This is a genomic window from Streptomyces sp. NRRL S-37 (assembly GCF_000721605.1).
GTDB lineage: Bacteria > Actinomycetota > Actinomycetes > Streptomycetales > Streptomycetaceae > Streptomyces.
In genome coordinates, this window is sequence record NZ_JOIZ01000019.1 from 49529 (window position 1) to 70581 (window position 21053).

Annotated in this window: 21 protein-coding genes; 10 read left to right on the plus strand and 11 right to left on the minus strand. The window is 72.4% G+C overall.

Annotation, left to right across the window (positions count from 1 at the left end):
* Window positions 1-173: 173 nt before the first annotated feature.
* Window positions 174-1487, minus strand: a complete 1314-nt coding sequence (locus IH50_RS0125940) for a glycosyltransferase family 39 protein (protein ID WP_030867012.1) — start codon at window positions 1485-1487, stop codon at window positions 174-176.
* Between the two features lie 288 nt (window positions 1488-1775).
* Between IH50_RS0125940 and IH50_RS0125945 the strand changes: the two genes are divergently transcribed.
* Together IH50_RS0125945 and IH50_RS0125950 are read left to right on the plus strand one after the other, a co-directional pair.
* Window positions 1776-3377 (plus strand): MFS transporter, encoded by a 1602-nt coding sequence (locus tag IH50_RS0125945; protein ID WP_030867015.1) that lies wholly within the window; start codon window positions 1776-1778, stop codon window positions 3375-3377.
* Between the two features lie 361 nt (window positions 3378-3738).
* Window positions 3739-4929: an acyl-CoA dehydrogenase family protein gene (locus tag IH50_RS0125950; RefSeq protein ID WP_030867018.1), complete on the plus strand. Its 1191-nt coding sequence runs from the start codon at window positions 3739-3741 to the stop codon at window positions 4927-4929.
* Between the two features lie 36 nt (window positions 4930-4965).
* Here the strand turns inward: IH50_RS0125950 and IH50_RS0125955 are convergent, their stop codons facing one another.
* A complete protein-coding gene (locus IH50_RS0125955; RefSeq protein WP_004933240.1) occupies window positions 4966-5403 on the minus strand; it encodes a cell division protein SepF in 438 nt (145 codons plus the stop codon).
* A gap of 292 nt (window positions 5404-5695) precedes the next feature.
* On the opposite strand from IH50_RS0125955, the gene IH50_RS0125960 reads away from it, so the two are divergent.
* The 3 genes from IH50_RS0125960 (at window position 5696) to IH50_RS0125970 (ending at window position 9570) form a co-directional block, all read left to right on the plus strand.
* On the plus strand, window positions 5696-6862 hold the full coding sequence (locus IH50_RS0125960; protein ID WP_030867024.1) for a DUF5685 family protein: 1167 nt from the start codon (window positions 5696-5698) through the stop codon (window positions 6860-6862).
* A gap of 297 nt (window positions 6863-7159) precedes the next feature.
* A complete protein-coding gene (locus IH50_RS0125965) occupies window positions 7160-8065 on the plus strand; it encodes a S1 family peptidase (RefSeq protein ID WP_030867026.1) in 906 nt (301 codons plus the stop codon).
* A gap of 458 nt (window positions 8066-8523) precedes the next feature.
* Window positions 8524-9570 (plus strand): S1 family peptidase, encoded by a 1047-nt coding sequence (locus IH50_RS0125970; protein WP_030867028.1) that lies wholly within the window; start codon window positions 8524-8526, stop codon window positions 9568-9570.
* A gap of 52 nt (window positions 9571-9622) precedes the next feature.
* Here IH50_RS0125970 and IH50_RS0125975 read toward each other — a convergent pair whose 3' ends face one another.
* Window positions 9623-9997 (minus strand): cupin domain-containing protein, encoded by a 375-nt coding sequence (locus tag IH50_RS0125975; RefSeq protein WP_030867030.1) that lies wholly within the window; start codon window positions 9995-9997, stop codon window positions 9623-9625.
* 81 nt (window positions 9998-10078) lie between these two features.
* Here IH50_RS0125975 and IH50_RS0125980 point away from each other — a divergent pair, with 81 nt between their 5' ends.
* Both IH50_RS0125980 and IH50_RS0125985 read left to right on the plus strand, forming a co-directional pair.
* The gene (locus tag IH50_RS0125980; RefSeq protein WP_030867033.1) at window positions 10079-10525 is read left to right on the plus strand and encodes a MarR family winged helix-turn-helix transcriptional regulator; all 447 of its coding nucleotides are present in this window, start codon (window positions 10079-10081) and stop codon (window positions 10523-10525) included.
* Between the two features lie 174 nt (window positions 10526-10699).
* On the plus strand, window positions 10700-11560 hold the full coding sequence (locus IH50_RS0125985) for an esterase/lipase family protein (RefSeq protein WP_030867036.1): 861 nt from the start codon (window positions 10700-10702) through the stop codon (window positions 11558-11560).
* Between the two features lie 72 nt (window positions 11561-11632).
* Here IH50_RS0125985 and IH50_RS0125990 read toward each other — a convergent pair whose 3' ends face one another.
* Window positions 11633-12709, minus strand: coding sequence for a lytic polysaccharide monooxygenase auxiliary activity family 9 protein (locus IH50_RS0125990; protein ID WP_030867038.1), 1077 nt, complete (start codon window positions 12707-12709; stop codon window positions 11633-11635).
* A gap of 197 nt (window positions 12710-12906) precedes the next feature.
* Complete coding sequence (locus IH50_RS43195) at window positions 12907-13041, minus strand: hypothetical protein (RefSeq protein WP_107062148.1); 135 nt, start codon at window positions 13039-13041, stop codon at window positions 12907-12909.
* 138 nt (window positions 13042-13179) lie between these two features.
* On the opposite strand from IH50_RS43195, the gene IH50_RS0126000 reads away from it, so the two are divergent.
* A complete protein-coding gene (locus IH50_RS0126000) occupies window positions 13180-13800 on the plus strand; it encodes a class I SAM-dependent methyltransferase (protein ID WP_030867043.1) in 621 nt (206 codons plus the stop codon).
* Between the two features lie 10 nt (window positions 13801-13810).
* Here IH50_RS0126000 and IH50_RS0126005 read toward each other — a convergent pair whose 3' ends face one another.
* Complete coding sequence (locus IH50_RS0126005) at window positions 13811-14311, minus strand: DUF402 domain-containing protein (protein WP_030867045.1); 501 nt, start codon at window positions 14309-14311, stop codon at window positions 13811-13813.
* Window positions 14292-15221, minus strand: a complete 930-nt coding sequence (locus IH50_RS0126010) for a GNAT family N-acetyltransferase (protein WP_030867048.1) — start codon at window positions 15219-15221, stop codon at window positions 14292-14294. Before IH50_RS0126010 ends, IH50_RS0126005 begins: the two co-directional genes overlap by 20 nt.
* Window positions 15222-15292: 71 nt before the next feature.
* Between IH50_RS0126010 and IH50_RS0126015 the strand changes: the two genes are divergently transcribed.
* A complete protein-coding gene (locus IH50_RS0126015) occupies window positions 15293-15661 on the plus strand; it encodes a GntR family transcriptional regulator (protein ID WP_030867050.1) in 369 nt (122 codons plus the stop codon).
* Window positions 15662-15859: 198 nt separating this feature from the next.
* On the opposite strand, the gene IH50_RS0126020 is transcribed toward IH50_RS0126015, so the two are convergent.
* From IH50_RS0126020 to IH50_RS0126035, 4 genes are all read right to left on the minus strand, one after another.
* Window positions 15860-16954: a DUF5925 domain-containing protein gene (locus tag IH50_RS0126020; protein ID WP_030867053.1), complete on the minus strand. Its 1095-nt coding sequence runs from the start codon at window positions 16952-16954 to the stop codon at window positions 15860-15862.
* 72 nt (window positions 16955-17026) lie between these two features.
* Window positions 17027-17827, minus strand: coding sequence for a polysaccharide deacetylase family protein (locus tag IH50_RS0126025; RefSeq protein WP_030867055.1), 801 nt, complete (start codon window positions 17825-17827; stop codon window positions 17027-17029).
* The gene (locus IH50_RS0126030) at window positions 17820-18821 is read right to left on the minus strand and encodes a glycosyltransferase (RefSeq protein WP_030867057.1); all 1002 of its coding nucleotides are present in this window, start codon (window positions 18819-18821) and stop codon (window positions 17820-17822) included. Before IH50_RS0126030 ends, IH50_RS0126025 begins: the two co-directional genes overlap by 8 nt.
* A complete protein-coding gene (locus tag IH50_RS0126035) occupies window positions 18818-19639 on the minus strand; it encodes a glycosyltransferase family 2 protein (protein ID WP_030867058.1) in 822 nt (273 codons plus the stop codon). The genes IH50_RS0126030 and IH50_RS0126035 overlap by 4 nt, the downstream gene beginning before the upstream one ends.
* A 598-nt stretch (window positions 19640-20237) precedes the next feature.
* Here IH50_RS0126035 and IH50_RS0126040 point away from each other — a divergent pair.
* Complete coding sequence (locus IH50_RS0126040; protein WP_030867060.1) at window positions 20238-21044, plus strand: SGNH/GDSL hydrolase family protein; 807 nt, start codon at window positions 20238-20240, stop codon at window positions 21042-21044.
* Window positions 21045-21053: the final 9 nt, after the last annotated feature.

Genomic DNA, 21053 nt, shown 5'->3' on the forward strand with positions numbered 1-21053 from the left:
AGGGCCTTTATCTCCGGCGAATCCGCAAACCCCGGATGCTGCGGACTTCAATTCCTTTGATCATTCCGGGGGAGGGTTTTATCGCGCTTTTGAATTCGTTCACCGGGGGCTGGTGCGGAATTTCCTCGGCGCTCATCGGCCGCTCGGGGCGGGGTGGGGCGGGGTGGGGCGGGTCAGGGCGGACCGGAGCCGTTCAGCCAGAAGGCCCCGTACACCGCCGAGGCCGTCGCGACGGCCCCCACGACCAGCGCGGACCTGGGCGTACACAGGCGGGCCAGGGCCGGGGCGAGGGGCAGCAGCAGGGGGAAGGCGGGCAGCAGCAGCCGCGGTTTCGAGCCGAAGTAGCCCGACGCGCCCAGGGCGAGCGCGGTGACGACCCCGGCGTACACCAGCAGGGGGAGGGGCTGGCGCTGTCGTACGCAGACGGCGTACAGCCACACCACGAGGCCGACGCCGGCCACCAGTCCGAGGCCCGCCAGGGCGGACGGGAACGACGTGAACATGGCGGCGACGAAGCGGGCGAAGGCATACCCCCCGTCGAAGCCGTTCCGCCAGCCGGCCTGCACGTCGAGATAGCCCAGCGGCCCGTCGCCGGTCCGGTACCCGACCCACAGGACGTAACCGGCGGCGCCGAGGGGCGCGAGGAGCATGCCGAGCGCCCGGCGCAGGCGCACACCGGAGGTGTCCGTCGCACACGGGGCGCCCTCCGGCACCTGTGTGCGCTGTGCGATCCCGGGCGCGCCGGCGCGTTCCCCGGCCCGCGCGCCGTCCTCCGGCACCGCGCTGCGATCCCGCGCGAAAGAGGTCCGCTCCCGCGCGGGGGAGGAGCGTTCCCGCGCGGAGGTGCGTTCCCGCAGGAACGCGGCGATGCCCGCCGCCCACACCGCCGCGACCACCGCCAGCCCCACCGGGCGGGTCAGCCCCGCCAGGCCCGCCAGGGCACCCGCCGTCACCCAGCGCCCCGTCAGCACGGCGTACAGCGACCACGCGGCGAGCGCGGTGAACAGGGACTCGCTGTACGCCATCGACTGCACGATCCCGACCGGCAGCACCGCCCACAGCAGCACCGCGCAGACCCCGGCCCGGCGCCCGTGCACATGGTCGGCCACCGCGAAGATCCCCCAGGCCGCCGCGAGCGAGGCGAGCACGCTCACCACGAAGCCCCCGTCGGCGTACGACAACGGCGACACCGCCGTCACCAGCCGCTCCAGCCACGGGAGCAGCGGAAAGAACGCCAGGTCGGAATGGACGTCCCCGCCCGGCAGCCGCACCTCGTGGCCGTACCCCAGCTCGGCGACCCCCGCGTACCAGAGCGAGTCCCAGCGGGCGGTCAGCAGGGTGTACGCGTCCTTGCCGCACGCCCCGCTCCACAGGGCCAGCACGACCAGGCCCAGGGCACGCACGGCGGCGTACCCGAGGAGCGCCGGCGCGGCCCGGCGCAGCGCACCGGCGCGGGCCGGGACGACGCGCGTGTCGAGATCGTTCACGCGCCCGATTATCGACCCGGAGCGGAACCGCCCGGCCCGGCGGGACGTGTGACCCGGACGGGGGAAGGCATGCGCCCCGGACGGGGAAAGTGGTGTACGCCACACCGATCCGCCGGAGCTGTGAGACGCCCGCCACTCGGCCCCGGCTCCCACTCGCGTACTCTGACGTGTCACTCGCCGTTCGCTGCGCGGGCCGGAGGCCACCGCTCCTCTCCGGCCGAGTCACGGGGGAGTCCCCGACCCCGTGAGCCCGCCGATCGCGAGGGAACATCTGGGAGGTACGTGTACATGTCCGGGACGACCACGGCCGCCGCCGCGCTGCGCCGTCGGGCGGCCGGGGCCGGTGCCAACCGCTGGGTGGTACTCGTCGTCCTCTGCGTCAGCCTGCTGCTGGTCGCCGTCGACGCCACCGTGCTGCACGTCGCGGTCCCCGCCGTCACCGAGGACCTGCGGCCCGGCGCGATGGAGCTGCTCTGGATCGTCGACGCCTACCCCTTGGTCTGCGCCTCGCTGCTGATCCTCTTCGGCACCCTCGGCGACCGGATCGGCCGCAGACGCGTCCTGCTGCTCGGTTACACCCTGTTCGGCGTCGCCTCCGGCATGGCGGCCCTCGCGGACACCGCGCAGGTGCTGATCGTGGCACGGGCGCTGCTCGGCGTCGGCGGCGCGATGATCATGCCGGCGACGCTGTCGATCCTGCGCCAGGTCTTCCCGGACCGGCGCGAACGGGCCCTCGCCATCGGCATCTGGAGCGCGGTCGCCGCCGTGGGCGCGGCGGTCGGCCCCCTGCTCGGCGGCTTCCTGCTGGAGCACTTCTGGTGGGGCTCGGTGTTCCTGGTCAACATCCCGCTGATGCTGGTCAGCCTCCCGGTCGGGCGGATCCTGCTGCCCGAGTCGAAGGGCGCGGGCGACGGCCCCTGGGACGTGGCCGGCGCGCTGATGGCCGCCGCCGGACTGTTCGCGGTGGTCCTCGGCGTGAAGCGGCTCGGCGGCGGCGCCTCCGCCGCCGGCGTGTGGACCGTGCTGCCGCTGCTCGTGGGCGCCGGACTGCTGGCCGCCTTCGTGCGCCGGCAGCGGCGCCGTACGCATCCACTGGTCGACCTGCGGATGTTCGCCCGGCCGGCGTTCAGTACGTCGGTGGGCTGCATCGTGCTGGCGATGCTCGCCCTGGTGGGCCTGGAACTGATCGCGGCCCAGTACCTCCAGCTCGTGCTCGGGCTCTCCCCGCTGGAGACCGGGCTGCGCCTGCTGCCGCTGACGATCGCGGCGATGGCGGCGGGCCTGGCGGGGGCGCGGATGCTGCGCCGGTTCGGCCCGCGCCGCATGGTCTGCTCCGGTTTCTGCCTGACGGCCGCCGCGGTGGTGGTCCTGACCGCGATGGGCGGACAGGACAACGCCCCGCTGCTGCTCACCGGTTTCGTCCTGCTCGGCTTCGGCCTGGAGACCACGCTGTTCGGGGCCTACGAGTCGATGCTCAGCGAGGCCCCGCCGGACCGGGCCGGCGGGGCGGCCGCGATCGGGGAGACCTCCTACCAGCTCGGTGCCGGCATCGGGATCGCCCTCCTCGGCAGCGTGATGAACGCGGCGTACGGACCCGGCCTCGCCGGGGTGCCCGGGGTGCCGGAAGCGGCGTCCTCGGCGGCGTCGCACTCGCTGGGAGAGGCCTATGAGGTGGCCGACGGGCTCGGTGGACCGGCGGGGAGTGCGCTGCGGGATGCGGCGCGGCACGCGTTTGTGCACGGGCTGCATGTGACGTTGCTGGTCAGCGCGGGGCTGTTGTTGCTCGGGGCGTTGATGGCGTTGAGGTTGCCGCGGGCGATGCAGTGCGAGGCGGCGGCCGCGGAGGTGCCCGCGCCGCGGGAAGCGGTGGAGTCACGCGTCTCGGTGTGACCGCATGGGTCTCCCGTCCGCGCACCACCCGTTCACCGTCGGTCAGGAGGTGGGCATCACCCGTGGGGGCGGGCCGCCATCGGTGTCCGCGTGCGGTCCCGCGCGGTCCTTCGTCGCCCGGCGTCCACGCGCGGTCGTCCGTGTCCACGCGCGGTCCTTCGTCGTCGCAGCGGCCCGCGCGCCCCGTCCACCGCAGGTCGCCGACGGCGGCGCACCCCTGGGAAAGGTCCGCCTCTCGACGAGCGGCGACGAGCGCCGCGCGGGTGGGGGCGCGGGGTGGACGTGCGGGAGACTGCCGCGTAACGTCGGCCCAGAGCCGTAACTAGCACTGCTAGTTTTGTCGTTCCCGGAGGATGCCCCCATGTCCGCGTCCGCGAAGCTGCCCCCCTTCGACCCCGCCGACCCCCTCGGCCTCGACGACCTGCTGGAGCCGGAGGACCTGGCCGTCCGGGACACCGTGCGCGCCTGGGCCGCCGACCGTGTGCTCCCGTACGTCGCCGACTGGTACGAGAAGGGCGAGCTGCCCGGCATCCGGGAGCTGGCCCGGGAACTCGGCGGGATCGGCGCGCTCGGCATGTCTCTCGACGGCTACGGCTGCACGGGCGCGAGCGCCGTCCAGTACGGACTCGCCTGTCTGGAGCTGGAGGCGGCCGACTCCGGGATCCGCTCGCTGGTCTCCGTGCAGGGCTCGCTCGCCATGTACGCCATCCACCGCTTCGGCAGCGAGGAGCAGAAGCAGCGATGGCTGCCCCGGATGGCGTCCGGCGAGGTCATCGGCTGCTTCGGGCTCACCGAACCCGACCACGGCTCCGACCCCGCCTCGATGCGCACCCACGCCAAGCGCGACGGCGGGGACTGGGTGCTGAACGGGCGCAAGATGTGGATCACCAACGGCTCCGTGGCCGGGGTCGCCGTGGTGTGGGCGGGGACCGAGGACGGGATCCGCGGCTTCGTCGTACCCACCGACGCCCCCGGCTTCTCGGCACCCGAGATCAAGCACAAGTGGTCGCTGCGCGCCTCCGTCACCAGCGAGCTGGTCCTCGACGACGTACGGCTGCCCGCCGACGCCGTGCTGCCCGAGGTGACCGGCCTCAAGGGCCCGCTCAGCTGCCTCTCGCACGCCCGGTACGGGATCGTCTGGGGCGCGATGGGCGCCGCGCGGAGCTCCTTCGAGGCGGCGGTCGACTACGCGAAGTCACGGGAGCAGTTCGGGCGGCCCATCGGAGGGTTCCAGCTGACCCAGGCCAAACTCGCCGACATGGCGGTCGAACTGCACAAGGGGATTCTGCTCGCCCACCATCTGGGGCGGCGCATGGACGCCGGCCGCCTGCGTCCCGAGCAGGTCAGCTTCGGCAAGCTCAACAACGTCCGCGAGGCCATCGACATCTGCCGCACGGCGCGGACGATCCTCGGTGCCAACGGGATCTCGCTCGAGTACCCGGTGATGCGGCACGCGACCAACCTGGAATCGGTGCTCACCTACGAGGGCACCGTGGAGATGCACCAGCTCGTGCTGGGCAAGGCGCTCACCGGACTCGACGCCTTCCGGTGAGCCTCCGGGGAGGCAGGGCCGGTGAGCGGCCCTGCCTCAGCTCTGGTTGAAGAAGCCGTCCGAACGGTGCGCGGCCGGCTCACCGCTGACGACCTCGGTGTCGGCCGGGCTGAGCAGGAACACCCGGTTCGACACCCGCTCGATGGAACCGCGCAGACCGAAGATCAGGCCCGCGGCGAAGTCGACGACGCGCTTGGCGTCACCGGCGTCCATGGCGGTGAGGTTCATGATGACGGGAACGCCCTCGCGGAACAGCTCACCGATGGCGCGGGCGTCCCGGAAGCTGTCCGGGGTGACCGTGCCGATCCGGCGCCCCCTCTCCTCGGCGACGTCCGCGGCCACCTTGACCCGCGGATCGGTGACCCAGGCCTCGCCGGGCTCGGTCCCGTCGGAGTAGTCGTCGTCGTAGTAACGCTCGTCTTCGTTGTCGTCGACGAGGCCGAGCCAGGCACTCGCCTTGCGTACCGATCCCATGGACGCCTCCTCTCACAGCGGTCTTTTTCTGCTTTCCGCATCCCTATGGTCGTCCATGATGCGGAGGTCGCGCCAAGTGGATAGACGCCGCGCGGGGGGTTTGTGACGGTACTGGTGCACAGCTGATCCGTCGAGAGTCCGGGTTTCCCAAGGGTCCTGGTGTAAACGGCTGCTGACTGTGAGTGAAATATGATTCTTCCCGGCGTACGGGTGAGGAACGGTGCGTACGGGTGAACACCGTGGCCGATACGATGCCGCCGCTGAACGTCGTACAACTGCACGGGGGGACGTCGTGTTCGGAATGGTCAGGCCGTGTCGGCACCGGCTCGGGGAGAAGCTCACCGCCCAGTGGACGGCCCATCTGTGCGGACTGTGTCTCGCGTTGCGCGGGGACCACGGGCAGCTCGCGCGGATCGTCACCAACTACGACGGCCTTCTCATATCCGTCCTGACGGAGGCTCAGGCGGAGCGCCCGGAGGCGGGACGGCGCACCGCCGGACCGTGCCCGCTGCGCGGTATGCGCACCGCGTCCGTCGCGCACGGTGAGGGCGCGCGGCTCGCGGCGGCCGTCTCCCTCGTCCTCGCCTCCGCCAAGGTGCGCGACCACGTCGCCGACGGCGACGGGATGCTGGCACGAAGGCCGGTCGCGCTCGCCGCGCGGCGGGTGGCGGCGAGCTGGGACCGGGCGGGGGCGCGGGCCGGTTCGGCCGTCGGGTTCGACACCGCCGTCCTCGTCGACGCCGTGGACCGGCAGACCGGTATCGAGACCCTCGCCGGGCCCGGCACCCCGGTCCTCACCGTCACCGAGCCGACCGAGACCGCGACGGCCGCGGCCTTCGCGCACACCGCGGTGCTGGCCGGCCGGCCGGGCAACGCCGTACCGCTCGCGGAGGCCGGACGCCTCTTCGGGCGCCTCGCGCACCTCCTGGACGCGGTGGAGGACCGGGAGGCCGACGCGGCCTCGGGTGCCTGGAACCCGCTCGCCGCCACCGGAACCCCGCTGGAGGAGGCCCGCCGGCTCGCCGACGACGCGGTGCACGGCATCCGGCTCGCGCTGCGTGAAGTGGAGTTCACCGACGGCGGTCTCGCGCACCGGCTGCTCGTCCATGAATTGCCCAACTCCGTCCATCGCGCCTTCGGTACGGTCTCCTGTGCCCACGGAACCGGCCCCTACGCGCCTCCCGGCACCCCCGGTGGCCCGTTGCCCCCCGAGCCGCCGCGCCGCGACCGGCGCGGACTGCTGGCCGGCTGCGCCGTGTGGCTGGGGCTCGCCTGCACCTGCCAGTTGTGCTGCGGCACCTATGAGGATCCCTGGAGCCGGGAGCAGAAGCAGGGACCCTGCGCCAACTGCGACTGCAGCGGGTGCGGCGACTGCGGCAACTGCTGTGAGTGCTGCAACTGCTGCGGTGAGGACGGTTGCTGCGACGGCTGCGACTGCGGGTGCGACTGCGGCTGCTGACGGACCGGCTATCCGGAGGGACGAGTTCCGGACAACGCGCGGCTGTTCGACCGGTCGTGCCGCGAGGGGTGACCACGGGTGACGCGGTCCCGCACCCGGACCAAATCTCCTAGACGGTTCAAAGGTCCACGTCCAAAAGGCACCCTTGCGCCGAACGGTCGGTCGGCCGAATACTCGCCCACAGCGCTTGTCAGGGGCACGGCGTGTTCGGAATCCGGGCATCCGGCTCCCTGGCTGCGCCTCACCGGGCCCACAACCCCACGAGGGCCCCCTACTTCCTTTGTGGAGGAACGAGAAGTGAGGATCAAGCGCACCACCCCCCGTAGCGGCATCTCGAGACGGACTCGGCTGATCGCCGTAGCCACCGGCTTCGTGGCCGCTGCCGCGATCGTGGTCCCCAGCGCGAACGCGGCCGAGACCCCCACCACCTTCAGCTCCGCCGAACTGAAGAGCGTGAGCGGCTCGGTGCTGGAGGCCGATGTCCCGGGCACCGCCTGGGCCGTCGACAGCAAGACCAACCGGGTGCTCCTGACCGTCGACAGCACCGTCTCCCAGGCCGAGATCGACAAGATCAAGCGGGAGGCCGGGGACGACGCCGCGGCGATCACCGTCAAGCGCACCCCGGGCAAGATCAGCAAGCTCATCCAGGGCGGCGACGCCATCTACGCGAGCAGCTGGCGCTGCTCCCTCGGCTTCAACGTCCGCAGCAGCAGCGGCGCCGAGTACTTCCTGACCGCCGGTCACTGCACCGACGGCGCGGGCACCTGGTACTCCAACTCCGCGCGCACCACGGCCATCGGCTCGACGGCCGGCTCCAGCTTCCCGGGCAACGACTACGGCATCGTCCGGTACACCGGGTCCGTCAGCCGTCCCGGCACCGCCAACGGCGTGGACATCACCCGCGCGGCCACCCCGAGCGTGGGCACCACCGTCATCCGCGACGGTTCCACCACCGGCACCCACAGCGGCCGCGTCACCGCCCTGAACGCCACCGTCAACTACGGCGGCGGCGACGTCGTCTCCGGTCTCATCCAGACCACGGTCTGCGCCGAGCCCGGCGACTCCGGTGGCGCGCTCTACGGCAGCAACGGCACCGCGTACGGTCTGACCTCCGGCGGCAGCGGCGACTGCTCCTCCGGCGGTACGACCTTCTTCCAGCCGGTGACGGAGGCCCTGAGCGCCTACGGCGTCAGCGTCTACTAGGAGCGGATCGCCGGGACCGGCCGGTACCACCGGTCCCGCGAGTCCCCCCGCAGTCGGCAGCACCACGAGCCCCCGCACGCGATCGCCGTGCGGGGGCTCGTTCTTGCCACGAGTGCGGAGGGTCGAATTCAAGCCACGACGGAATCCCGCGTACCGTACCGCCGGTTACTCCCCCGTAGCGTTTGCAGTGCGAACCACCCTGCGTGTCCATGACCAGTCAGGACATAGGGGGCGCACGGTTGTTGCCGTACGCGCGTCCTGAAGTCGACCTTGTGTGCTCCCCGCAGGGTTCGGAAGAGTAGGCGCCGTTCGACCGGCACGGGCGTGGCTTCTTCTGTGTTCTGCCCCCGTCGCCGTACACCTTCCGGTCCGGTGGGGTCCCCACAACCTCCCCGGGCCGTCCCCCCACAGGAGGACGTGAGTTGAAGCACCGACGCATACCCAGGCGACGTGCGGTCATGGCGGGTGCGGGCATCGCCGCACTGGCCGCCGGCGCGGTCACCTTCCAGACTGCGAACGCCAGCGAGGTCCCGGCGGACTCCGCGCCCCGGACCCTCTCGATCGGAGCGGCCGGAAAACTCGCCTCGACGCTCGCCCAGGACCTGGGCGCCGACGCGGCGGGAACGTACTACGACGCGAAGAGCAAGGCCCTCGTGGTGAACGTGCTCGACGAGGCCGCCGCCGAGACCGTCGAGTCGGCCGGCGCCGAGGCGAGAGTCGTGGCGAACTCCCTCGCCGAGCTCAAGAGCGCGCGCACCACCCTGAAGCGGGACGCCACCATCCCGGGCACCGCCTGGGTGACCGACCCGACCACCAACAAGGTCGTCGTCACCGCGGACCGCACCGTCTCCGAGGCCGAGTGGGCCACGCTGACGAAGGTCGTCGACGGGCTGGGTGCCAAGGCCGAACTCCAGCGCACCAAGGGCGAGTACAAGCCCTTCGTGGCCGGCGGTGACGCCATCACCGGCAACGGCGGGCGCTGCTCGCTCGGCTTCAACGTGACCAAGGGCGGCGAGCCGCACTTCCTCACCGCCGGGCACTGCACCGAGGGGATCTCCACCTGGTCGGACTCCTCGGGCACCGTGATCGGCGAGAACGCGGACTCCAGCTTCCCGGGCGACGACTACGGCCTGGTCAAGTACACCGCCGACGTGGCCCACCCGAGCGAGGTGAACCTCTACGACGGCTCCACGCAGGCGATCTCCGGCGCCGCCGAGGCCACCGTCGGCATGCGGGTCACCCGCAGCGGCTCCACGACCCAGGTGCACTCCGGCACGGTCACCGGTCTGGACGCCACCGTGAACTACGGCAACGGCGACATCGTCAACGGTCTCATCCAGACCGACGTGTGCGCCGAGCCCGGCGACAGCGGCGGCTCGCTCTTCTCGGGCAGCAGCGCGGTCGGCCTCACCTCCGGCGGCAGCGGCGACTGCACCTCGGGCGGTACGACCTTCTTCCAGCCGGTGACGGAGGCCCTCTCGGCGACCGGTACCCAGATCGGCTGAACCCCGCCCCCCTGTGACGGCCCGTCCCTCCGCGCGGAGGGACGGGCCGGTCTCAGTTGGCCCACGGCGGCACCACGCGCGTGCCGTCGGCCAGGGTCGCCTCCAGGCCGCGGGACGTGGTGACCCAGGAGACGGCCACCTCGGCGGCCGGGTTCTCGACGGCGAGGGTCGCGCCGGGGTTGATGATCACCGTGTCGCCGGCGGTGACGCGGTGGGCGGTGCCGTCGAGGGTGACCAGCAGCTCGCCGGAGAGCAGATGGAAGATCTCCTCCCGGTTGACGGTGTGCGCGGGCGCCCTGGTGCCGGCGGGGATCTCGCCCCGCCAGGCGCACAGCTCCTCGCTGCCGGTCGAGGGGGCGGCGTACGAGACGAAACGGGCGCCGTGCATCTCGTGGACGACGGCGTCGGACGGGCGGACGACGGGCACGATGATCTCCTTCGGTAGTCAAGCAGCTTGACTATATAGTCAAGCTGCTTGACCTTTTGGTCAAGGTGCTTGAATCTCCCCGTGCAGAACTCCGAGGCCGTCTCCCTGTCCGCCGCCCTGCTCGCCGCCGCCGGCGAGCTCACCCGGCGCATCCATGACGGGGTGGTCGCCCGCGGCTTCGAGGGGGTGCGGCCGGCGCACGGTTTCGCCTTCACCCGGCTCGCCCCGGACGGCGCGACGGTCACCGACCTCGCGGTCCACCTCGGGATGACCAAGCAGGCCGCGAGCCAGCTCGTCGACGAGCTGGTGCGCAAGGGGTACGCCGAGCGGCGCCCGCACCCCGCGGACGCGCGGGCCCGGCTCGTCGTGCTGACCGAGGCGGGGTGGGCCTGCACCAGGGCGGCCGAGGAGGCGGCGGCGGAGGCCGTACGCGCCTGGGGTGAGGTGCTGGGGGAGGCGGAGGTGCGCGAACTGGCGTGGAAGCTGCTGCGCATCGCGCCCGACGGGCCGATTCGCCCCGTTTGGTGACGCCTTATCAGGTGAGGGCGTGTCGTCGCCGGTCGGTGACGGAAGTTTTTACCGACGCGTAACTTCCCCGTTTTACTACTCGCCCGTAACTTGACGAGTGAACAGTGTCCTCGTGATCCGGATCACAGGGAGCAAGGCCCCCGCCCTTCCCCCGTACCGCAAGGAGATCACGCGATGCTGCCCTGGAAGCGAGTGATCAGACCCCTCGCCGCGCTGCTGCTGGCCGCGGGCCTCACCCTCCCCACCGCCGCCGGCGCCCACGCCGCCACCGCGCCCGCCTCGGGCTGGAACGACTGGTCCTGCGCGCCCTCCGCCGCCCACCCCCGCCCCGTGGTTCTGGTCCACGGCACCTTCGGCAACGCGGTCGACAACTGGCTGGGCCTCGCGCCCTACCTGAAGCACCGCGGCTACTGTGTCTTCTCCCTCGACTACGGACAGCTCCCCGGCGTCCCCTTCTTCCACGGCCTCGGCCCCACCGAGAAGTCCGCCGAACAGCTCGACGCCTTCGTCGACGAGGTGCTCGCCGCCACCGGTGCCGCCGAGGCCGACCTCGTCGGCCACTCCCAGGGCGGCATGATGCCGCGTCACTACCTCAAGTTCCTCGGCGGAGCCGACGAGGTGAACGCCCTCGTCGGCATCGCGCCCAGCAACCACGGCACCACCCTGAGCGGCCTCACCCGGCTGCTGCCGTACTTCCCCGGCGCGGAGGACCTGCTGAGCGAGGCCACCCCCGCCCTCGCCGACCAGGTCGCCGGCTCCGACTTCCTCACCAGGCTCAACGAGGGGGGCGACACGGTGCCCGGCGTCCGCTACACCGTCATCGCCACCCGGTACGACGAGGTCGTCACCCCCTACCGCAGCGGATACCTGACCGGACCGAACGTGCGCAACGTCCTGCTCCAGGACCTCTGCCCGCTCGACCTGTCCGAGCACCTGGCGATCGGGCTGTTCGACCGGGTCGCCTTCCACGAGGTCGCCAACGCCCTCGACCCAGCCCACGCCGAGCCCACCACCTGCGCCTCCGTCTTCGACTGACACGTGTCCACGCGGACACGCGCGTCGGGGCCCTGTCCGGCCTGAGCCGCCGGACAGGGCCCCGGGGCGGGTTCAGCGGCCGTGCCGCCCGGTCGTCGCGCGCCGCCGCGCGGAGGCGAACAGCGCCGCCGAGCCGAGCGCCAGCGCCGCCGCGCCGCCGACCATCAGGTACGGGGTGTTGCCGTCGCCGCCGGTCTCCGCGAGGTTCTGCGACGACCCCGCGGCCTTCACCTGGTTGCCGGTGGTGCCGTCGTCGGCGGCCTCCGGGGTGGTGCCGTCGTCCGCCGCGGCCGGCTCCGCCGAGGTGTGGGGGTCGTCGTCGCCGTGTCCGTGGTTCTCGACGGTCGACTTGTCGGCACCGGCCTCGATCTGCTCCTCGGACGGGGCGGAGGCGGCAGGCGCCGGGGCGGCGGCCTCCTTCGGGGTGTCTCCCGAGCCGGCGGCCTCACCGCCACTGCCTGCCCCGTTCCCGCCTGCCTGGTCCCCGCCCGCCTGCGAGCCGCCCGCCTGGGACCCGCCGAACGTGACGTCCGAGCAGGAGTAGAACGCCTCCGGGCTGTCCGACCGCTGCCAGACCGCGTACAGCAACTGCTTGCCGGAGCGCTCGGGGAGAGTGCCGGTGAACGTGTAGAAGCCGCCCGAGGCGGCCGGGTCGGTGGAGGTCGCCACCGGGTTCGCCAGGTCCAGGTCGTCCCAGGCCAGCGGCTGCGACGGGTCGTAGCCGGGCTTGGTGATGTACACCTTGAAGGTCCCCTTGTGGGGGGCGGTCACGCGGTACTTGAAGGTGTGGGAACCGCTGCTCACGCTCGTCGTCGGCCAGTCGGCGCGGGCCAGGTCGAGCCCCTTGAACTCCTCGTTGCCGGCGCTGCACAGCTTCCCGTCGGGGATGAGCTCCTGGTGGCGCCCGCCGGCGTCGCCGATGCGGATGCCGTTCCAGTCGTACAGCGCCTGGGTGCCGCCGGCCGCGACCGCCGCCCGGCACGCCGCCGACTTCGGGCTCTCCGGGCCCTCGGCGTAGCACTGCGAGACCCGGCTGACCGGGTCGCCCATCGAGCCGTGCGCGGACGCCGGCGCGGCGGACAGCCCGGTCAGGGCGAGCGGAACGAGACCGACGGCGGTGACGACAGCGGCCTTGCGGCGTGCGGGCATGGGGCAGCAACTCCTCGACAGCGATCACTGGATCGGGTGGGGGGTGGTGAATCCCGTGGGGGGTGGCTCAGAAACTAGCCCCCCGAACCGGCGGAATCGCCTGTCGAAGGCCGCGGAGAGAGATCCTTATGGCCGCGTTAAGGGAGTGCTCAGGCTGGGATCAGGTAGGTGCCCGGATCGGGCGGGTGTCCGGGCGGTCAGCCGTCGGGCCACCAGGTGCGGGCGATGTCCTTGCGGACCTCGGGCCGTCCCGCGGGGCGCTCGTCGGCCTCCTCACGGATCCGGCGGACGTCCGTCCTCCTCGGGGGCTTCTGCACGGTGACACGGCGCATGGCTGCCTCCTTCAGGGTCCACCGGGTTCCGTGTTCTCACGGAGGCAGACCTTTCGGGGGAGAGTTCCTCATCGGTCCCGTTCTGTCTGTGGCCGCTGTCACGAATCGATTGTCAGTGGGGGGTGTCACTCTGGGGCCATGACGATTCACGACGGTGACGGGGCGGGCACACACGGTGTCGACTGGGACGCGGAGGCCGCCGCGTTCGACGAGGAGCCGGACCACGGGCTGCGCGACCCCCGGGTGCGCGCGGCCTGGGCGGCACGGCTGGAAACCTGGCTGCCGGGACGGCCCGGCGACGTCCTCGACCTCGGCTGCGGCACCGGCAGCCTGTCCCGCCTCGCGGCCGAGCGGGGACACCGGGTGACCGGCGTCGACCGGTCCCCGGCGATGGTGGCGCTCGCCCGGCGGAAGCTCGCCGGGCGTGACGCCGTGTTCCTCGTCGGCGACGCGACGGCACCACCGGTCGGCGAGGAGCGCTACGACGCCGTCCTGGTCCGGCATGTGCTGTGGACGCTGCCCGAACCGGACCGGGCGCTGCGGCACTGGCGGGACCTGCTGCGCCCGGGCGGACGGCTGGTGCTGGTCGAGGGCGTGTGGGGGACGGTGAGCCCGGTCGGCATACCCGCCGGGCGGCTCACCGCCCTCCTGGCGCCGCTCGGCGGGCGGGTGGACGTGGAGCCGCTGTCCGGGGAGACGGCGCTGTGGGGCCGGGACGTGGACGACGAGCGGTACGCGGTGGTCGCGGTCCCGGACTGACCCGGTGCCCTCAGGCGAGCAGCGCGGCGAACCCGCCCTCGCGGGCCCGGGCGTCCAGTTCGTCGAGGGCCGCCACCGCGGCGGCCGCCGCCTCGGGATCCGTGGTGAGCAGACCGCTCGCCGCGAATTCGTCCTCGTCCAGCCGCCGTACGTCCGTGCCGTCCGCGGAGACCCACAGGTCCAGGTCGAGATCCTCGACGACCAGCCGGCCGCCGGAGAGCTCGGCCGGCCGGGTGATGTCGCAGTAGTGGCCCTTGAGGGTGCCGTCGGCGGCGCGGACCTCCTTCACCGAGTACCACCGGTCGCGCCAGTAGTGCTCCGTGAAGACGTCACCGGGCTCGAAGCGGACGAAGCCGAAGTCGCGCACGCCGTCCCCCGCCCACGGGGCGCGCACGGTGGCGCGGGTGCCGTCGTCGGCGAGCAGCTCGGCCGGGTAGCGGATCTTCATCCGTCCCGCCTTGACGAGGACCACTTCCACCCGCGTCGGCCCGTCAGCCCAGTGCGCGGACATACCGCACCTCCGTCCCGCAGATCTCGTACCCGAACCACTGGTTGATCGCGATCATCGGCCCGTTCCCGGTGTCGTTGCCCGTGAACGCCTCCGTGTACCCGGCCGCGCGGGCACGATGCAGGGAGTCGTTCTTGGCGAGCTTGGCCAGACCCCGGCCGCGGTGGGCGCGGGCGGTGCCGGTCATGACGGTGCCGTACCGGGTGCCGCCGTCCGTGCGGGCCGCGGAGAACGCGGCGGGACGGCCGTCGACCAGCGCCACCGTGGTCAGTCCGGGGCTGAACAGGGGGTGCCGCCAGGTCTCCTCCAGCCAGGCCTGGTAGTCCGTGAACTCGTGGTCCACGTCGCTCGGCTCGTCCGCCGTCGTCTCCGCGTCCAGCTCGAACAGCGGGCGCGGGTCACCGGCGAAGTCCGAGCCCGGGCGCAGCTCCACGCCCGGCGGCGGGTCCTGGAGCGGGGGCAGGGTGCCGTTCGCCAGGTCCAGGCGGAGGAAGTGGGCGGAGCGGCTCGCCCGGTAGCCGTGCGCCTCGGCGAAGGCGCGGTTGCCGGGCTCGTCCACCACCCAGGAGAGCAGCCGGGTCGCCCCGTGCGCGGCCAGGTGCTCCTCGGCGGCGCGCACCAGCAGCGTCCCGGCGCCCCGGCGGGTGTGCCCGGGGTGCACGTACACGTTGATGTTGCCCTGGCCGGGCTCGGTGCTCTCGTGGGTCAGGTGCACCTGTGCCATGCCGATCACCTCGCCGTCGGCCACGGCGACCAGCGGGCGGTAGTGGGCGTCGGGGTGGAGACGGGTGAGGTCGTGGGCCAGGGACTCCGGGGTGACGAGGATGAAGGGCAGCGCGGCGTGCCGGACGCGGGCGAAGCCCTCCAGGTCGGCGCGGGCGTCGGGGCGAAGATCGCGGACGGACACTGTCATGGAGGCGCACGCTACGGGGGCCGCGCCCGGAGCGCCTCCTCTTTTTCGCCGGGGTGCGCGACAATCGGGCCGTGACCTTGAAGATCCGGATCGACGACGGCGCGCCCCCGTACGAGCAGGTACGGGCGCAGATCTCCGAGCAGGCACGGTCGGGGGCGCTGCCCGTGGGGTACCGGCTGCCGACGGTGCGGGGGCTGGCCGAGACGCTCGGGCTCGCCGTGAACACGGTGGCCAAGGCGTACCGGGCGCTGGAGGCGGACGGGGTGATCGAGACGCGGGGGCGCAACGGGACGCTGATCGCCGCCGCGGGGGCGGCGGCGGAGCGGGAGCTGGCCTCCGGGGCGCAGGAGTTCGCCGCCAGGGCGCGGCGGCTCGGCTGCTCGGAGGAGGAGGCACTGGCTGCCGTGCGGGACGCACTGCGTGCGGCTTACGGGGCGTGAGCGCCGTCGCGGTGGGGGTTCCGTTTCGGCTGCGGGGCCGTTGTGGCTGGTCGCGCCCGCGCGGCGGAGCCGCAAGTTGGCACAGTCCCGCGCCCCTAGGGGCGCGGGTGAGCGTCGGCTGTGTAGCTCACCCTGTGCCCTGAGGGGGTCGGTGAGTTCCGGCTGTGTCGCTCGCCCTGTGCCGGTCCTCCGGAGCGCCTACAGGTACAGGCCCGCGTCCGCGTCGCCCCGGGGTTCCGGGAGGGACGTCGGGGAGGTGCCGCGGCGCAGGGCGTACAGCTCGGCCAGGGTCGCGCCCTCGCGGCCCACGCCCTCCTCGGCGCCCAGCCAGTCCACCGCCTCCGCGCGGGTCAGCCGGCCCACCTCGATGCGGGCCAGGCAGCGGCCGGGGCGGACCACGGCCGGGTGGAGGCGTTCCAGGTCCTCGTTGGTGGTGACGCCCACCAGGACGTTGCGGCCCTGGCCGAGCAGGCCGTCCGTCAGGTTCAGCAGCCGGGACAGCGCCTGCCCGGCGGTGTGCTTGGCCTCGCCCCGGATCAGTTCGTCGCAGTCCTCCAGGAGCAGCAGCCGCCAGCGGCCCTTGCCGGCCGCGTCCTCCTCGCCGATCGCGATGTCCATCAGATAGCCGACGTCGGAGAAGAGCCGCTCCGGGTCCAGCACGCAGTCCACCTGGCACCAGTCCCGCCAGGACCGGGCCAGTGTGCGCAGCGCGGAGGTCTTGCCGGTGCCCGGCGGGCCGTGCAGCAGGAGCAGCCGGCCCGAGATGTCCTCGGGGGTGGTCTTCATCAGACGGCCCATGGCGTCCGCCACCGGCGCCGTGTAGTTGGGCCGGATCTCCTCCCAGGTGCCCGCCGAGATCTGCCGGGTGGTGCGGTGCGGGCCGCGGCGCGGGGAGACGTACCAGAAGCCCATGGTGACGTTCTCCGGCTGCGGTTCGGGTTCGTCCGCCGCGCCGTCGGTGGTCTCGTCCAGGATCCTCGCGGCGAGTTCGGCGCTGGTCGCGGTGACCGTGACGTCGGCGCCCCGGCTCCAGCGGGAGACCAGCAGGGTCCAGCCCTCACCCTCGGCCAGAGTGGCGCTGCGGTCGTCGTCCCTGGCGGTCCGCAGCACCCGCGCGTTCGCGGGCAGCAGGGTCGCGCCGGAGCGTACGCGGTCGATGGTGACGGCGTGCGAGTACGGCTGCTCGCCCGTCGCGAAGCGGCCGAGGAACAGCGCGTCGACGACATCGGACGGGGAGTCGCTGTCGTCGACGTTGAGCCGGATCGGCAGTGCGTCGTGCGGTTGCGCGGACATGCCGCCATGATCGGTCACCCGGGCGCCGTGCGCACCCGGTTTCCCGGGTGCGCACGGACGGCCGTCCACGCCTCAGCCCGGCGGCCGGCGGATCAGCCGCCGTGCCTGCCGGGCCCGGCGCACCATCGCGTACCCCTTGGTCAGTGCGCGGTCCCGGGCGAAGGTACGCGCGACGGCCCGCCCCTCCACCAGCCGTTCGAACTCGGCGGCGGACGTGGACCTGCGTACCGTCACCCGCCGCAGGGCGTACGGCCCCTGGGCGCGGCGGGCGAGACCGTTGCCGACGGCGAGCGCCTGGGCGTACCCCGTCTCCCGCACCGCCCGGCGCACCCGGCGGCTGGAGTAGCCGTAGGGATACGCGAACGAGGCGGGTACGGAGCCGAGCTGGTCCGAGACGATCTCCTTGCACAGGATCAGCTCGGAGCGCAGCCGGTCCTCGTCGAGCCGGTCGAGCTGCGGATGGCTGTGGCTGTGCCCGCCGATCTCGACGCCCGCGGCGGCCAGTTCGCGCACCTGGTCCCAGTCGAGCATGGTGTCCAGGCCGCCGCCGGTGTCGTACGGCCCTCTCAGCCAGCCCGTGGTGACGAACAGGGTGGCCGGGAAGCCGTGCCCGGCGAGCACGGGCAGCGCGTGCCGGTGCACGCCCTCGTAGCCGTCGTCGAAGGTGACGAGGACCGGCCGCGCGGGCAGCGGGCGGCCCGAGCGCCAGTGCGCGGCCAGTTCGGCCGTGGTGACGGGGGTGAGGCCCCGGTCCGCGAGCACCGCCATCTGTTCGGCGAACGCCTCCGGGGTCACGGACAGGGCGCGGGTCGCCTCGTTGGGATCGGCCGTGACCGCGTGGTACATGAGGATCGGCACGCGTACGTCAGTCACGGCCGCCGCCCTCCCCGGTCCCCACCACGGAGAAGGTGACCCCGCCCCGCCTGGCCCGTACGCTCCCCACCACATAGCCGCCCGCCGCCGCGAGGACCCCCGCCACGATCGCCCCCGCGCGCCCCGCGCCGCCCGGACGGGCCAGCAGGGCGTCGCGCAGCCCCCGCGCCACCCCGGCGGGCAGGACGCGGGTGGTGTACCGGCGTTCGGACTCCAGTCCCTTCTCCGCGCCCACGCTGCGGGCCACCAGCGCCTTCGACAGTCCCTCGGCGTAGGTGCGCGTACGGAAGTAGCGGAAGCGCTCGCGGACCTCGGGCACCCGGTGGTGGATCACCGCGCGGTCGTCGATCAGCAGGACCGCGTCGGGGCGGGCGCGGCTGAGGCGGATGCACAGTTCCGTCTCCTCGCCGCCCAGCGGGCGCTTGTTCCCGTCGCGTCCGATGCCGGTGGCGAAGCCGCCCGCCGCGTCGAAGGCCTCGCGCCGGAAGGAGGCGTTGCCGCCGAGCACGTTGCGCACCCGCACCCGCCCGCGCGGCAGACCCCGGTAGGTGCAGCCCACCACCCAGTCGAACTCCTCGGGGAACCAGTCGGGACGCCGGCCCGACGCCCAGACGGGCTCGGTGCGCCCGCCGACCGCCATCACGCGCGGATCGTCGTACGCCTCGGCGAAGTGCTTCAGCCAGTCGCGTTCGGCCACCGCGTCGTCGTCGAGGAAGGCGACGACATCGCCGCGTGAGGCGGCGATCCCGGTGTTGCGGCCGGCGGACAGGCCGCGGGGGCCCGCGTTGGCGAGCACCCGCACGTCGTCGGTCTCCTTGTATTCCTTGCCCAGGCGGTCCAGGAGGCCCCGGTTGTGGTCGACGACCAGCAGGGTTTCCAGGGCCGGCCGTGACTGCGCCCGTACCGAGGCGACCGCCGCGAGGACATCCTCCCAGCGGTCCTCGGTGTAGGCGCAGATCACGACCGAGACGCCCGGGGTGCCGGGATCTCTCAAGACACCTTCCCCCGCACCGTGTCGAGCAGCGGCGAGGGGCGCGGGCGCCGGCGCAGCGCACGCCGGTTGGAGCGCTCCCCGAGGATCACTCTCAGCACGCGCAGCCCGTCGCGCACGGCGCGCAGATTGCTCGTGCCGTGGATGCGCAGGTACTCGTGGCTGGGTATCTCCTGCACCCTGAGGCCGGCCTTGACGACCCGGATGTTCATCAGGGTCTCGACCTCGAAGCCGGTGCAGTCGAGGTCGATCTTGTCCAGGCAGTGCCGCCAGAAGGCGTTGTAGCCGTAGCAGAGGTCGGTGTACCGCGCGCCGAACTTGCGGTTGACGACGGCGCACAGCACCCGGTTGCCCAGCATGCGGATGAACGTCATGTCGTCGGTGCCGCCGCCGTTGGCGAAGCGGGACCCCTTGGCGAAGTCCGCGCCGGAGACCAGCGCGGAGACGTAGCTGACGATCTCGTTGCCGTCGGCCGAGCCGTCCGCGTCGACCATCACGATGATGTCGCCGGTGCAGGCCTCGAACCCGGAGCGCAGCGCGTCCCCCTTGCCCTTGCCGCGCTGTCCGACGACCTTGACGGCGGGCCACAGTTCGCGGGCCACCTCGACGGTGCCGTCGGTGGAGTTGCCGTCGACCAGGACCACTTCGTGGATCCAGTCGGGAAGCGTCTTGAAGACGTACGGCAGGTTCTCCGCCTCGTTCATGGCCGGTATCACCACGCTCACCGGCGGCGCGATGGCCAGGTGAGAGGAGACGGGCCGGTAGGTGCGGGCGGTCGGCGGATCCTGATCCTCGGTCGCCGGCTGCAGAACGGAACTCATGAGTCTGGTCCCTCTCGTCCGGTGGACCGCCCGCCCCTCGGGCGGCCCGGCTGTTCGTCCGGTTCGAAAGGGGGGTTCTCACCCCACGGGCACGCCGATGGTGCTGACGTGCACGTCAGGTGAGCTGGCAGAACTGGCCGGCCGCGGCAATGGCGGCCGACCGCGCGGCACGGCCCGGTCACCGATGCGGTCACCGAGCACGGCACCCCCCTACCGCGCCCCGCGCCGGTTCGTCGCGGTCCTGAGCCCTCCCCTGGAGCCGCGTACTGACGGACCGATGCGGGTGAGATGTATGACGGTATTGACGATTGAACCCGAATGGCAAGACCTGAAACGGTCGATCACGTTTTCGGAGTTTTGGCCGTTACGTAAGTCTCTTGCCGTGATGCGTGTTTCCGCATGGCCGACTTTTCCCCCCGAAGTGTCGGATGACGGACTTCAATGTGGCGCACCCCGTAGGAGCCGTCAAGGGCGTAAAAGTCCTTACAGCCGGTTTTGGTCCAGGATCGAACAGTAACAGTCTTGGCATGGACACTTCCGGTCAACACGCGTAGTTGGTACCACGGTTGCGGCAGAGATCCTGCTAAAGGGAGGTTCCATGAGACGTTCCCGACTTGCCCTCTTCCTGGGCTCGCTCCTCCTCGCCGCCACCACCGCCCTCACCGGGGCCGCGACGGCGCAGGCGTCCCAACAGGCCGCAGCCGGCGGCTATGTGGCGCTCGGCGACTCCTACGCCTCCGGTGTCGGAGCCGGCAGCTACATCTCCGACGGCAGCGACTGCAAGCGCAGCACGAAGGCCCACCCCTACCTCTGGAAGGCCGCCAACTCACCCTCGTCCTTCCACTTCACGGCCTGCTCGGGCGCCCGAACGGGTGATGTCCTCTCCGGGCAGCTCGGCCCGCTCTCCACCTCGACCGGCCTGGTCTCGATCAGTGTCGGCGGCAACGACGCCGGGTTCTCCGACGTCATGACGACCTGTGTGCTCCAGTCCGACAGCTCCTGCCTCTCGCGGATCGCCACCGCGAGGGCGTACGTCGACTCGACGCTGCCCGGCAAGCTCGACAGCGTCTACTCGGCGATCCGCGACCGGGCCCCCAACGCCCACGTCGTGGTGCTCGGTTACCCCCGCTTCTACAAGCTCGGCACCTCCTGCGTCGGTCTCTCCGAGACCAAGCGGAAGGCGATCAACGACGCCGCCGACCACCTCGACAACGCCATCGCCCGGCGCGCCGGCGCCCACGGCTTCACCTTCGGCGACGTCCGCCCCGCCTTCACCGGCCACGAGATCTGCTCCGGCAGCTCCTGGCTGCACAGCGTGGACTGGTTCAACATCGGCAACTCGTACCACCCGACGGCCGCCGGACAGTCCGGCGGCTATCTGCCGGTCCTCGACGCCGCGGCCTGACCCGCCGGC

Bases quoted from the DNA above. Each gene is read 5' to 3' on its own strand.
- IH50_RS0125955 (WP_004933240.1), bottom strand. From the start codon at position 5,403: ATGGGATCGGTACGCAAGGCGAGTGCCTGGCTCGGCCTCGTCGACGAC.
- IH50_RS0126010 (WP_030867048.1), bottom strand. From the start codon at position 15,221: ATGACAGTGTCCGTCCGCGATCTTCGCCCCGACGCCCGCGCCGACCTG.
- IH50_RS0125970 (WP_030867028.1), top strand. From the start codon at position 8,524: ATGGCGGGTGCGGGCATCGCCGCACTGGCCGCCGGCGCGGTCACCTTC.
- IH50_RS0126020 (WP_030867053.1), bottom strand. From the start codon at position 16,954: ATGTCCGCGCAACCGCACGACGCACTGCCGATCCGGCTCAACGTCGAC.
- IH50_RS0125985 (WP_030867036.1), top strand. From the start codon at position 10,700: ATGCTGCCCTGGAAGCGAGTGATCAGACCCCTCGCCGCGCTGCTGCTG.
- IH50_RS43195 (WP_107062148.1), bottom strand. From the start codon at position 13,041: ATGCGCCGTGTCACCGTGCAGAAGCCCCCGAGGAGGACGGACGTCCGC.
- IH50_RS0126000 (WP_030867043.1), top strand. From the start codon at position 13,180: ATGACGATTCACGACGGTGACGGGGCGGGCACACACGGTGTCGACTGG.
- IH50_RS0125990 (WP_030867038.1), bottom strand. From the start codon at position 12,709: ATGCCCGCACGCCGCAAGGCCGCTGTCGTCACCGCCGTCGGTCTCGTT.
- IH50_RS0126040 (WP_030867060.1), top strand. From the start codon at position 20,238: ATGAGACGTTCCCGACTTGCCCTCTTCCTGGGCTCGCTCCTCCTCGCC.
- IH50_RS0125945 (WP_030867015.1), top strand. From the start codon at position 1,776: ATGTCCGGGACGACCACGGCCGCCGCCGCGCTGCGCCGTCGGGCGGCC.
- IH50_RS0126035 (WP_030867058.1), bottom strand. From the start codon at position 19,639: ATGAGTTCCGTTCTGCAGCCGGCGACCGAGGATCAGGATCCGCCGACC.
- IH50_RS0125950 (WP_030867018.1), top strand. From the start codon at position 3,739: ATGTCCGCGTCCGCGAAGCTGCCCCCCTTCGACCCCGCCGACCCCCTC.
- IH50_RS0126005 (WP_030867045.1), bottom strand. From the start codon at position 14,311: ATGTCCGCGCACTGGGCTGACGGGCCGACGCGGGTGGAAGTGGTCCTC.